Origin of the sequence: Ensifer sp. 22521 (assembly GCF_052044795.1) — a bacterium.
GTDB lineage: Bacteria > Pseudomonadota > Alphaproteobacteria > Rhizobiales > Rhizobiaceae > Ensifer.
This window is the reverse complement of the sequence record NZ_JBQENM010000022.1, coordinates 81,258-93,443: the sequence shown is the minus strand read 5'-3', so window position 1 is coordinate 93,443 and position 12,186 is coordinate 81,258. Positions and strand designations below refer to the sequence as shown.

8 protein-coding genes and 4 pseudogenes are annotated in these 12,186 nt (G+C 63.0%); 10 read left to right on the top strand and 2 right to left on the bottom strand.

What is annotated here, in order from left to right; translation table 11 throughout:
• Window positions 1-328: 328 nt before the first annotated feature.
• Window positions 329-1,828: a MocR-like pyridoxine biosynthesis transcription factor PdxR gene (gene pdxR, locus ACTJKE_RS27285; protein ID WP_440661521.1), complete on the bottom strand. Its 1,500-nt coding sequence runs from the start codon at window positions 1,826-1,828 to the stop codon at window positions 329-331.
• A gap of 137 nt (window positions 1,829-1,965) precedes the next feature.
• Here pdxR and tauA point away from each other — a divergent pair, with 137 nt between their 5' ends.
• The 8 genes and pseudogenes from tauA (at window position 1,966) to pta (ending at window position 10,644) form a co-directional block, all read left to right on the top strand.
• Window positions 1,966-2,982, top strand: a complete 1,017-nt coding sequence (tauA, locus tag ACTJKE_RS27280) for a taurine ABC transporter substrate-binding protein (RefSeq protein WP_440661519.1) — start codon at window positions 1,966-1,968, stop codon at window positions 2,980-2,982.
• Window positions 2,983-3,068: 86 nt separating this feature from the next.
• On the top strand, window positions 3,069-3,881 hold the full coding sequence (locus ACTJKE_RS27275; RefSeq protein ID WP_034790429.1) for a taurine ABC transporter ATP-binding protein: 813 nt from the start codon (window positions 3,069-3,071) through the stop codon (window positions 3,879-3,881).
• Window positions 3,874-4,701, top strand: coding sequence for an ABC transporter permease subunit (locus ACTJKE_RS27270; RefSeq protein WP_058327854.1), 828 nt, complete (start codon window positions 3,874-3,876; stop codon window positions 4,699-4,701). The genes ACTJKE_RS27275 and ACTJKE_RS27270 overlap by 8 nt, the downstream gene beginning before the upstream one ends.
• Window positions 4,702-4,920: 219 nt before the next feature.
• On the top strand, window positions 4,921-5,301 hold the full coding sequence (locus ACTJKE_RS27265; protein ID WP_113513688.1) for a nuclear transport factor 2 family protein: 381 nt from the start codon (window positions 4,921-4,923) through the stop codon (window positions 5,299-5,301).
• A 17-nt stretch (window positions 5,302-5,318) separates the two neighbouring features.
• The gene (locus tag ACTJKE_RS27260) at window positions 5,319-6,719 is read left to right on the top strand and encodes an NAD(P)/FAD-dependent oxidoreductase (RefSeq protein WP_113513567.1); all 1,401 of its coding nucleotides are present in this window, start codon (window positions 5,319-5,321) and stop codon (window positions 6,717-6,719) included.
• A 35-nt stretch (window positions 6,720-6,754) separates the two neighbouring features.
• The gene (gene xsc / locus ACTJKE_RS27255) at window positions 6,755-8,530 is read left to right on the top strand and encodes a sulfoacetaldehyde acetyltransferase (RefSeq protein ID WP_058327851.1); all 1,776 of its coding nucleotides are present in this window, start codon (window positions 6,755-6,757) and stop codon (window positions 8,528-8,530) included.
• A 74-nt stretch (window positions 8,531-8,604) separates the two neighbouring features.
• Window positions 8,605-9,642 (top strand): YeiH family protein, encoded by a 1,038-nt coding sequence (locus tag ACTJKE_RS27250; RefSeq protein ID WP_058327850.1) that lies wholly within the window; start codon window positions 8,605-8,607, stop codon window positions 9,640-9,642.
• Window positions 9,642-10,644: pseudogene (gene pta, locus ACTJKE_RS27245) on the top strand (phosphate acetyltransferase). Before ACTJKE_RS27250 ends, pta begins: the two are co-directional and overlap by 1 nt.
• Before the next feature lie 19 nt (window positions 10,645-10,663).
• Here the strand turns inward: pta and ACTJKE_RS27240 are convergent.
• Window positions 10,664-10,822 (bottom strand): annotated as a pseudogene (locus ACTJKE_RS27240) (LysR family transcriptional regulator); the annotation flags it as partial.
• Between the two features lie 2 nt (window positions 10,823-10,824).
• Here ACTJKE_RS27240 and ACTJKE_RS27235 point away from each other — a divergent pair.
• Both ACTJKE_RS27235 and ACTJKE_RS27230 read left to right on the top strand, forming a co-directional pair.
• A pseudogene (locus tag ACTJKE_RS27235) lies at window positions 10,825-11,181 on the top strand (glycine cleavage T C-terminal barrel domain-containing protein); the annotation flags it as partial.
• Window positions 11,182-11,465: 284 nt separating this feature from the next.
• Window positions 11,466-12,170, top strand: a pseudogene (locus ACTJKE_RS27230) (aldo/keto reductase); the annotation flags it as partial.
• Window positions 12,171-12,186 lie beyond the last annotated feature (16 nt).

Sequence of the window (12,186 nt, the reverse complement as noted above, 5' to 3'; positions counted from 1 at the left end):
GTCCCCGCACCCTTTCATGGATGTGGTTGAGAAACCCAAGGTTCGATGTAGGACGTGGGAATAGGGATCGAACGAGGAGATGTCAGGCTGGCCGGCCCGGCGGAGCATGTTGGCGTGTGCGACCGTCGCCAAAAGCCGCACGGATATGCTGTCGCGACGTCTTGCAAAGACCTTGCATCAACCTGCTCCTCCCTAGCTCGTTGCTGCTGATCGGCACAATCGCACGCCAAAAGGATTTGTCAACGTATTTGTCGACAATTATGAGTACTACTATCAGCCATATTGTCGACAATCTACGCGGCGGCTAGGTCCCCCGCGCTGCCGGGTGCTAGTTCAGTTTTCCAGAGTTGTTGCGGCAAGTAAGAACGTCGATGCGGGCGCGTACGCGGGCGACGCCTTCGGCGATACTCGCGCTTGGAATGGATGAGTAGCCCATGCGGAAATAGCGGCAAGGCTGGTCGCTTCTCGGGAAGAAGGGCGAGCCGGATTCGACCAGCACGCCGTCCTGCCGCAGTTCGCTCACCAGACGGTCGGCATCCAGCCCCTCCGGCCCCTCCATCCAGAAGGACGTGCCGCCGAAGGTTGAGGAACCGGCGATCGTCAAGTTTTCGCGGCGAAGCGACTCTGCCATCAGCACATGACGCTTGTGGTACTCGGTCCGCATGCGGTGCAGTACGGCGTCATAATGGCCGAGCGCCAGAAAATAGGCAGCGGTGCGCTGCAGGTGGCCGGGCGGGTGACGCAGCATCAGCGAGCGAAGCGCGCGCGCCTCGCGAATGAAGGGTGCAGGCGCCACGAGATAGCCGAGCCGAAGCCCGGGAAACAGGGATTTTGAGAAGCTGCCGATGTAGAGCACCCGGCCCGTCGGATCGAGCGCTTTCAGCGCCGGCGAGGGCGGAGCGAGGTAGCTGATCTCGAACTCGTAGTCGTCCTCGACAATGACGAAATCTCTCTCCTCCGCTGCTTCAAGCAGTTGCGTTCGCCGGTCGACCGGCATGGTCGCGCCTGTCGGCGAATGGTGGCTCGGGGTCACGAAGACGGCGTCGACTTTCTCCGGTAGCGCATCCGGCGACAGGCCCTCGCGATCGACGTCGACGGTCGTGACGTCAGCACCGCTGAGCAGCAGCGAGGCGCTGATATCCGGGTGGCAAGGGTTTTCGCAGACGGCGGCTGAGCCCTTTTCCAGGATCAGTCGGGTGACGATCCAGAGCGCATTCTGCGCGCCGACGGTAACGAGGATTTCGTCCGGAGTGGCGTGAATGCCGCGCCGCGGCAGCGTGCGCGAGCAGATGTAGTTGACGAGCCGCACGTCGTCGGCAGCGGCGAAATCGCTCGCCATCAGCACGAAGTCCTCGCGCGCAAGCGCCCGGCGAGCGCAATCACGCCAGGCGTTGAGGTCAAACAGCGTGGGGTCCATCTGGCCGTAGAGGAAGGGGAAAGGGTAGCGTCGCCAGTCCAGCGGTTTGTGGACCTGGCGCACGACGTCGAAGCTCATCTTGATCTTGCGGCTCCAATCGACCGGATCGGCGCCGCCCGATGGGCGTTCCCCTTCCACATCCATGCCTGGCGGATTGCCGGCGATACGATAGGAACTGCGGTTGACGGCTTCGACATAGCCTTGGCTGATCAGTTCCTGATAGGCGAGCGTCACCGTGATGCGCGAGATCCGGAGATAGTCCGCGAGTTTGCGCGTGGAAGGCAGGTGCGCGTGCGGCTGCACCCGCCCGGCAAGCACGGCCGAAACGATCGTTTCGCGCAGCTGTGCCTGCAGGCCAATCCCGCTGTCGCGATCGATGAAGAAGATGGTTTCGGAAACATTCGTCCGCACGACGCCGGCCCCCAATGACGTTAATCTGGATCTATTCAACTTCCATACTGGATATAACGCAAGCCGGATCTCGGTCTTATCGTCATGAGCAAGATCGGAAAAACCGGTCAGTGAATAAACAAAGAGGAGGACGAAGCATGCTACATGGACATTTCAGACGACTGGCCGCAGCAGCCAGCATTGTGGCGAGCCTTGCCGCATCCGGCGTGGCTTATGCCGAAACGAAGCTCGTCGTCGGCTATCAGCAGATCGTCGGCCCGTTTGTGGCTGCGATCGCCGACGGGCGCTTCGACGCCGCCGCCAAAGAGGCCGGTTACTCGATCGACTGGCGCCAATTCAGCTCGGCCGGCGACATCACGACGGCGCTCGCCTCGGGCGACGTGCCGATCGGCGTTCTCGGTTCGACTGGCACCGCGGCTGCCGCCACGCGCGGTGTCGAACTGCAACTCTTCTGGATCCTCGACAATATCGGTCAATCGGAGGCGTTGGTCGCCCGCGACGGTTCGGGCATCGAAACGCCCTCGGACCTCAAGGGCAAGAAGGTCGCCGTGCCCTTCGTCTCGACCTCGCATTTCCATCTTTTGGTCGGCATGAACAAGGTCTGGAACGTTGACCCGCGCGAAGTGGAAATTCTCAATCTGAAGCCGCCGCAAATCGTCGCCGCCTGGCAGCGCGGCGATATCGATGCCGCCTATGTATGGCCGCCGGCGCTTTCTGAAATTCAGAAGACTGGCAAGACGATCTCCGATTCCCAGGTGATCGGTGATGCGAGTGTGCCGACCTTCGACGGGCTAGTGGTTGACAAGGCCTGGGCCGCGGAAAATCCGAAGCTCATGGAGGCCTTCACCAAGGTCCTGGCGAAAGCTTATGCCGACTACAATGCCGACAAGGCGGCGTGGACGGAGGAATCTCAGCAAGTCCAGGGCATCGTCAAGCTGATCGGCGGCGATGGCCCGAGCACGGTCGAAGCCTTACGTCTTCTTTCGTTCCCGAATGCGGATGAGCAGGCCTCCGAGGTTTGGCTCGGCGGTGGCGCCACGCGCGCGCTCACCGAAAGCGCCAAGTTCCTCGTCGAGCAAAAGCAGATCGGCAATTCGCTCGACGATTACGCGCCCTATGTGAACGCCGACTTTGCCAAGGCGGCCGCGCAATAATTTGATCTGCTGATTGCGCCGGTCCTGAGGAGCGGCCGGCGCGTCCATCATCAAGACCGTGACCGAGGTGCAGGGAGGCATTTCTCATGGAAACATTGAGCGTCAGGAACATCAGTCTGACCTATCCGGGCCTGTACTCGGACCAGGCGATCATCGCCTTGAAAGGTGTCAACCTTACCATCAACAGCGGCGACTTCGTCGTCGCACTCGGCGCCTCGGGTTGCGGAAAGACGACGCTGCTCAACCTGATGGCGGGCTTTATGGCCCCCTCGGAGGGCGACATCACGCTTGGCAACCACCAAGTCAACGGACCGGGTGCCGAGCGTGGCGTGGTCTTCCAGAAGCACGCGCTTCTGCCGTGGCTGAACGTCATAGAGAACACCGAATTCGGCCTCAAGCTGCGCGGCGTCGACAAGGCGACCCGACGGGACCTCGCCACTAAGAACCTCGCTCTGGTCGGCCTGCAGGACTTCCACCGCCACATGATCTATCACCTCTCGGGCGGCATGCAGCAACGTGTCGGCATCGCGCGGGCGCTGACCTGCGACCCGGCCATGCTGTTGATGGACGAGCCGATGGCGGCTCTCGACGCGCTGACGCGCGAGACGATCCAGGAACTGCTGCTCAAGGTCTGGCAGCTCACCAACAAGATGTTCTTCTTCATCACCCACAGCGTGGAGGAAGCGTTGTTCCTCGGCTCGCGGCTGATCGTCATGTCGCCGCGCCCGGGCCGCATCACCCACACTTACGAGCTCAACTTCAACAAGCGTTTCCTCGCCGAGGGCAATGCCCGTGCGATCAAATCCAGCCCGGAATTCATCCGCATGCGCGAGGAGGTGCTCGGCATCATCTATGGCGACGAACGTGCGTCCGGCAACCCGGAGGTGGCCCATGCTTGACAGAGTGACACGGGCCAAGCCCGTAAAGGCCGGCAAGATCTTCGGCGCTCCGGGTGACGGAAGCAGCGGATTGATCAGCTTTTCAACGACACTCGTGCTCGTCGCCCTCTGGTTCCTCGTTACCGAATCCGGTTGGGTCAAGCCGCTTTTCCTGCCGTCGCCGCTGGCGGTCTGGGACAAGTTCATGCTGGCGCTGACGGACGGTGTTTCGAACTCGACCCTGATACAGCACACGCTTGCCAGCATCAGTCGCGTCTTCGGTGCCTTCCTGCTGGCGCTGGTAACGGCGGTTCCGATCGGCATCCTGATGGGCGTCAACCGCTTCGTGCGCGGTCTGTTCGATCCGATCATCGAATTTTACCGGCCGCTGCCGCCGCTTGCCTATCTGCCACTGGTCATCATCTGGCTCGGCATCGGCGAGTTCCCGAAGGTGTTCCTCATCTATCTGGCGATCTTCGCGCCGATGGCGATTGCCGCAAGGGCAGGGGTACGTTCGGTCTCAACCGAGCAGATCCACGCGGCCTATGCGATGGGCGCCACTCGTGGGCAGGTGATCAGCCAGGTGATCATGAAGGCCGCCTTGCCCGAGATCTTCACCGGCATGCGCATTGGCATCGGTGTCGGCTGGACGACCCTGGTGGCGGCGGAAATGGTGGCTGCCAACCGAGGGCTCGGCTTCATGGTTCTGAACGCGGCCGAAAACCTCGAAAGCGACACGGTGATCATGGGCATCTTCATCATCGGCATCTTCGCCTTCGCCTTCGATCTTCTGATCCGCTACCTCGAAAAGGTGCTGATCCCCTGGAAGGGCCGCCTTTAACCAGAGATTCCCGCTCTCAAGTGGAATCACTGGAGACGGAAAGATGGCCTAGAATCAAAGTGCTAGAGCGTTCCTTTGCGCGTTCAATTGAACGCACGGCGCTCTAGGCGACAGCTTCGACAAATCATTCGTACCCGGCCTGGCGGCCTTTGAAGACGGCGTCTCCCGTCTCCGGCGAAGCCATGCCTGACGACTAAGCCAAAGGACAGGACGATGACACTGACTGCAACCGATCTCAAAACCTTGTTCGATGCCTTCAACCGGCACGACATCGATGGGGTCATGCGCTTCTTTGCCGAGGACTGCGTTTTTAACGCGGTCGGCGGACCCGAGGTCTACGGCGCCCGCTTCACCGGTAGAGCGGCGATTGCTGACGCCTTCAGCGGCGTCTGGACATCGATGCCGGATGCCGAATGGGGCAATCACAGCCATTTCGTCGAAGGCGACCGTGGCGTGTCCGAATGGACCTTCTCCGGCACGGCGGCCGACGGCAGCCGCATCGAGGCGGAGGGCTGCGACCTTTTCACCTTCCGCAACGGCAAGATCGTGCGCAAGCAGGCGTTCCGCAAGAACCGCCCGGTCCTGCAACCCCGCTACTGAGCGCTGGAGCGAAAGCCATGCAATTGCGCGCCACCCCCTTGAAGCCCGCGAGAGAGCCGTTCGATCCGGCCTATGACCCCAACCATGCCCGCAGCCCTGGCACGGGCAAGGACTATGCGCCGACTTACTGGATCGGCACCGCCGGGCCGGAACCGGAGGATGACGGTCCCGTCATGCGGGATATCGACGTCGACGTCGCCGTCATCGGCTCGGGCTATACCGGTCTCTCCTGCGCCATTCATCTGGCCCGCGAGCACGGCATCAAGGCGACGGTGCTGGAGGCAAACAGCGTTGCCTGGGGCTGCAGCACCCGCAATGGCGGGCAGGCGCAGCTTTCGGCTGGCCGTCTGAAGCGCTCGCAGTGGATTGCCCGCTGGGGCGTCGACGTCGCCCGCAAGATGCACGCCGAGATTTCCGAAGGCTTCGACCTCTTTCGCGCCCTGATCCGCGAACCGGAAATCGACTGCGACCCGCAGGACGGCGGCCACCTCTATATCGCCCACCGCGACAAGATGTTGCCGGCGCTCGAAAGCGAGGTGCGGGTCCTCAACGACACCTTCGGCTATCCCGCCCGCATGGTCTCGCGCGACGAGATCCACCGCGATTTCGTCCGCGACGAGGAGGCGCGCGGGGCGATGTACGAGCCCGATGGCGTGGGCATCCACGCCGCCAAGCTCGCCTTTGGCTACTTGAGGCTTGCTCGCAAGCTGGGCGCAAAGGTGCATACGTCGAGCCCCGTGCTCGATTGCACGGCCAAGGGCGGCGTGCACTACCTCACCACCCCGGGAGGCACGGTTCGGGCGCGCGCCGTCTGCATCGCGACTGCCGGGTACACCTCGCCCGGCATGAACGCGCTCACCCGCCACCGGCTGATGCCGATCCTGTCGAACTCGATCGTCACCCGGCCACTGACAACGAGCGAACTGCAGGCGTTGAACTTCAAAGCCCGCATCCCGCTCACTGACACGCGGACGCTCCGCCACTACTACCGCATGCTGCCGGATGGCCGGGTGCAGATCGGTAGCCGCAGTGCCATCACCGGGCGCGATGCCGGCAATCCGAAGCATCTCGAACTGCTTCTCGCCGGCCTCTATCGCAAGTTTCCGGCGCTCCGCGGCATCGACATCGATTACTCCTGGTGGGGCTGGGTGGATGTCAGCCACGACATGATGCCGCGCATCTTCCAGCCGGATCCGGGCCAGAGGCTGTTCTACGCCATGGGCTATGGCGGCAACGGCGTCATGTATTCCGCCCAGGCCGGCCGCCGCATGGCCCAGATGGTCGCCGGCAAGGGTGGCGGTCTCGACCTACCGATCTTCACCTCGTCCCTGCCGAGCCACGGGCTGCTGACGCCGTTCCGGCGGCTTGGCCAATGGGGAATGTACCGCTGGTACTACCTCCGCGACGAAATCCTATAACCCTTTGAAATAACTGCCAGGAAAGGAACCACCCCATGAAAATGACCACCGAGGAAGCCTTCGTCAAAGTTCTTCAGATGCATGGCCTCGAACATGCCTTCGGCATCATCGGCTCGGCCATGATGCCGGTGTCGGACCTCTTCCCGAAGGCCGGCATCAAGTTCTGGGACTGCGCCCATGAGACCAATGCCGGCATGATGGCCGATGGTTTCAGCCGCGCGACCGGCACCATGTCGGTCGCGATCGGCCAGAACGGCCCTGGCGTCACCGGCTTCATCACCGCGATCAAGACCGCCTACTGGAACCACACGCCGCTTCTGATGGTGACGCCCCAGGCGGCCAACAAGACGATCGGCCAGGGCGGCTTCCAGGAAGTCGACCAGATGGCGATGTTCGAGGAAATGGTCTGTTACCAGGAAGAGGTGCGGGACCCCTCGCGTATCCCTGAGGTGCTCAACCGCGTCATCGAGAAGGCCTGGCGTGGCTGTGCGCCTGCGCAGATCAACATCCCGCGCGACTACTGGACCCAGGTGATCGACGTCGACCTGCCGGCGATCGTCCGCTTCGAACGTCCCGCCGGCGGACCGCAGGCGATCTCTGAGGCCGCAAAGCTGCTGTCGGAGGCGAAATTCCCTGTTATCCTCAATGGTGCCGGCGTCGTCATCGGCAATGCCATTTCGGATTCCATGAAGCTTGCCGAACGCCTCGACGCGCCGGTCTGCTGTGGCTACCAGCACAATGATGCCTTCCCCGGCAGCCATCGCCTCTCGGTCGGACCGCTCGGCTACAACGGCTCGAAGGCAGCGATGGAACTGATCTCTAAGGCCGACGTCGTGCTGGCGCTCGGTACCCGGCTCAATCCCTTCTCGACGCTTCCGGGTTATGGCATCGACTACTGGCCGAGGAACGCTTCGATCATCCAGGTCGATATCAACGCCGATCGGATCGGGCTGACCAAGAAGGTGTCGGTCGGCATCTGCGGCGATGCCAAACAGGTCGCCCGCCAGATCCTCGAGCAGCTCTCACCGTCAGCCGGCGATGCAGGGCGCGAAGAGCGCAAGGCGGCAATCCACCAGACCCGTTCTGCCTGGCAGCAGCAGCTTTCCTCGATGGATCATGAGGATGACGATCCGGGCACGGAATGGAACGAGAGCGCACGTTCGCGCGAGCCGAACCGCATGTCGCCGCGCCAGGCCTGGCGAGCGATCCAGGCGGCCCTGCCGAAGGAGGCGATCATCTCCACCGACATTGGCAACAATTGCGCGATCGGCAACGCCTATCCGACCTTCGAAGCCGGCCGGAAATATCTGGCACCGGGCATGTTCGGCCCCTGCGGTTACGGCTTCCCGTCGATCGTCGGCGCGAAGATCGGTTGCCCTGACGTCCCGGTGGTCGGTTTTGCCGGTGACGGCGCCTTCGGCATCTCGATGAACGAAATGGGCTCGATCGGCCGCGAGGGCTGGCCGGCCATCACCATGGTGATCTTCCGCAACTATCAGTGGGGCGCTGAAAAGCGCAACACGACGCTCTGGTACGCCAACAACTTCGTCGGCACCGAGCTCAACCCCAACCTCTCTTACGCCAAGGTGGCCGAAGGCTGCGGTCTGAAGGGCGTGGCCGTCAACACCACGGCAGCACTCACCGACGCGCTTTCCAACGCGATCGCCGACCAGAAGAGGGGCGTCACGACCTTTGTCGAAGTCATCCTCAACCAGGAACTCGGCGAGCCTTTCCGTCGCGACGCGATGAAGAAGCCGGTGCCGGTGGCCGGCATCGACCGCGCCGACATGCGCCCACAGAAGCGGGCCTGAGCCTACCCGATTGCACGATGCCCGTCCGGAAAACCGGGCGGGCTGAGCTTCCCGCGAGCGACCGGAATGACACCATGACCTTTACCGCCTCTGTCCACCAACGTTTCCGCAGCGTGCCCAACGGCTTTGCGACCTATTGGCCGGGCTTTGCCGTGACCGCGGCCGTCGCCGTCGCCGCACAGTTCCTCTCCGATCACTACGGCGCGCCGGCCATGCTGATGGCGCTTTTGCTCGGCATTGCCTTCCACTTTCTTTCGGAGGAAGGGCGCTGCGTCGCCGGGATCGATTTCTGCGCCAAGAAGGTGCTGCGCATCGGCGTGGCGCTGCTCGGCATGCGGATCAGCGTCGACCTCCTGATCGGGCTTGGCGCCGGCACGATCCTGCTGCTCGTCTCGGCGATCGCGGCCACCATCGGCATTGGCCTGCTCGCCGCAAAACTGCTCGGCCGCGGCTGGCGGCTCGCGCTCATCACCAGCGGTTCGGTCGCCATCTGTGGCGCGTCGGCGGCGATGGCGATCGCTGCCGTGCTTCCGAAAAACGAGTTTTCCGAGCGCAACCTGATCTTCACCGTGCTCTCAGTCACGGTGCTCTCCACCCTTGCAATGATCGCATATCCGATCATTGCCCAGACCATGGGGCTTGATGCACGGGCCACCGGCATCTTTTTCGGCGGCACCATCCATGATGTGGCCCAGGTCGTCGGTGCCGGCTTCTCGGTCTCACCGGAAGCGGGCGAGACGGCGACGCTCGTCAAGTTGATCCGCGTCACCATGCTGGCGCCGGTCGTGCTTATCTTCTCGCTGTCGCTGCGCCATATCCCGCAGCCCGAAGGCGAGACCGGCAAGCGCCCGCCGCTGTTGCCCGGTTTCGTCGTCGCCTTTCTGATCTTTGCGGCGTTCAACTCCTTCGGCCTCGTACCTGAACTGGTGGCCAAGGCCGGCATGGAAACGTCCCGTTGGGCGCTGATTGCCGGCATCGTCGCCGTCGGCATGCGCACCTCGCTCAGGCGCGTGCTTGACGTCGGTGGCGACGCCGTCGCGCTCATCGTCGCCGAAACCGTCTTCATTGCCCTCTTCATCCTCGTCGGCATTCACTATCTGGGGCACGCCTGATGAAACCGCTCGACCGCATTCTCGAAGCCGCGAAATCCGCGCCGCGCCATATCGTGCTTGCCGAAGGAGAAGACCCGCGCATCGTCGAGGGGGCCTTGCGCGCCGTGCGCGCCGGCATTGCCGAAATTACGCTCGTCGGCGGCCGGAACGTCGTTCNTGGAGGCCGCCGGCGCGCGCCCGGGCGAAATCCGCATCGAGGATCCGGCGTTGTCGCCGCTCACCCCGCGCCTTGCTGCAGCCTACCATGAGCTGCGCCGAAGCAAGGGCGTCGACGCCGCGGCAGCTGCCGACGCGGTTAGATCGCCGCTCGTCTTTGCCGCGATGATGGTGCGCGAGGATGCCGCCGACGGCACGGTTGGCGGGGCGGTTGCGACCACCGCCGATACGGTGCGCACCGCCCTCCAGACCATCGGGCGTGCGCCGGATGTCAGCCTTGTCTCGAGCTTCTTCCTGATGATGCTGTGTGCGCCGCATCACGCAAAGAAGGGCGCTTTCGTCTTTGCCGATTGCGGCCTCGTGGTGGACCCCGATGCCGCGGGTCTCGCCGACATCGCGGTGACGTCGGCGCGCTCCTTCGAGGCGCTTGCCGGCAAGCCCGCGAAGGTGGCGATGCTCTCGTTTTCCACTGCCGGCAGCGCTGCGCATGAGCGCGTTTCCAAGGTGGTGGAGGCGACCAGGCTCGCCCATGCCGCAGCACCCGGTCTCGTGATCGATGGCGAGCTGCAGTTCGACAGCGCCTTCGTCGAGGCCGTCAGTGCCGCCAAGGCCCCCAACTCGGCGCTCAACGGCGAGGCCAATGTCTTCGTCTTCCCGAACCTTGATGCGGCGAATATCGGCTACAAGATTGCGCAGCGGATCGGCGGCGCGACGGCCATCGGCCCAATCCTGCAGGGGCTCGCCAAACCGGCCAACGACCTCTCGCGCGGCTGCAGTGTCGACGATGTCTTCCACATGATCGCAGTTACCGTCGTTCAGGCCTCAGGCGCGAAATCGGGCGGGTAGGCGGATGAAAGCCGACAGCTCACGCTGCCGCTTTTGCAAGACTGCGCGCAATGTCGAAGAAGGCGCTGACAAGCTTGCCGTTGCTACGTTCGCGCAAGCAGATCAGCGCTTCGTCCATCAGCATTTCCGGCGCCTCGATCCGAATGGGAACGAGGCGATTGTCCTGACCGAACTCGGCCAGTCGCCGCCGACAAGACGGGCGGCTTCATCGGCCGGCAGGCCTATCTTGCCGCAAAGGCGAAGGGCACACCTTCTCGCCGTATTGTGCAGTTTACAGTGAACGATCCCTGGCCAATGCTCTGGGGCGGCGAGTTGATCCTTCGCGATGGGAACCCCGTTGGCGAGGTGCGCTCGGCCGCCTACGGCCATACCCTTGGATGTTCGGTCGCGCTGGCACTCATCGAACATGCAACCGGCGTGGATACCGACTTCGTGAAGTCCGGCAACTTTGAAGTCGAACTCGCCGGCGTCCGTTTCGCTGTCACCGCTCACGTTACGGCCGCCTATGACCCGAAAGCCATCCGCATCAAGGCTTAGTCGCTGCAAGCCCTTGACGCGGGGCAGATCGCGCGCGCCAATCGATATTGCCGCAAGGCAATATCTGCCGGGGGAATGTGTCCGACGAGCCCGACGCTCGAAACTTCGAGAGAGCCGAGTTTCGGCGTCCAGACCATGAAGAACATGGAGCTTAACCGTCGAGACCTGCTTTTGGCAGCGGGCACCTGGGCCGCAGTGACGAACGCCGGTGTCGCTGAGGCGCAAACCGCCACACCGGAGCAGACCCCATACCAGCACGACTGTGTCGGAAATCGGACGGCGGAAACATCAAGCTTGTCGTCGAGGGCATGCTGAAGCGGCTGCGTACCGATCGCATTGACCTTCTGTACCAGCACCGGGTTGATCCGCAGGTGCCAATCGAGGACGTCGCCGGGTCCGTCAAGGACCTGATGTCCGAAGGCAAGGTCCTGCATTGGGGCCTATCGGAAACGGGTATGAACACGCTACGCCGAGCACATGCGGCGCTGCTCCTGACCGCTGTCCAGAGTGAATATTCCATGCTTTGGCGCGGCCCGGAGACCGGTGCGATCCCGGTTTGCGAGGAACTCGGCATCGGGTTTGTGCCGTGGAGCCCTCTTGGTGTGGGTTTCCTCAATGGTGCGATCGACGCGCAGACGCGGTTTGCCCCCGGGGATATCCGCGGCACCGAGACCCGCCTTGCCCCTGAAAACCTGCCCCACAACCTGGCACTCGTCGAGCTCCTGAAAGTTTGGGCCGAACGCAAACAGGCCAGACTGTGGCAAATCGCTCTGGCATGGCTTTTGTCTCAAAAGCCATGGATCGTGCCGATCCCCGGAACGACGCAGATGGCGCACATGATCGAGAACATCGGTGCGCCGGCAATCAAGCTCTCGCCCGCCGAAATCGCCGAACTGAACGCCTCCGTATCAGCGATCGAGATCCGTGGCGCGAGGCTGCCAGACGCTGTCCAGGCCTATTCGGATGTTGAAGCGCCTCTGAAGTCGTAATCGCAACTTAGGCCCG

What these genes read in the sequence shown, in the direction of transcription:
- tauA (WP_440661519.1), top strand. Translation starts at nt 1,966, where the DNA reads ATGCTACATGGACATTTCAGACGACTGGCCGCAGCAGCCAGCATTGTG.
- ACTJKE_RS27275 (WP_034790429.1), top strand. Translation starts at nt 3,069, where the DNA reads ATGGAAACATTGAGCGTCAGGAACATCAGTCTGACCTATCCGGGCCTG.
- ACTJKE_RS27270 (WP_058327854.1), top strand. Translation starts at nt 3,874, where the DNA reads ATGCTTGACAGAGTGACACGGGCCAAGCCCGTAAAGGCCGGCAAGATC.
- ACTJKE_RS27260 (WP_113513567.1), top strand. Translation starts at nt 5,319, where the DNA reads ATGCAATTGCGCGCCACCCCCTTGAAGCCCGCGAGAGAGCCGTTCGAT.
- xsc (WP_058327851.1), top strand. Translation starts at nt 6,755, where the DNA reads ATGAAAATGACCACCGAGGAAGCCTTCGTCAAAGTTCTTCAGATGCAT.
- ACTJKE_RS27250 (WP_058327850.1), top strand. Translation starts at nt 8,605, where the DNA reads ATGACCTTTACCGCCTCTGTCCACCAACGTTTCCGCAGCGTGCCCAAC.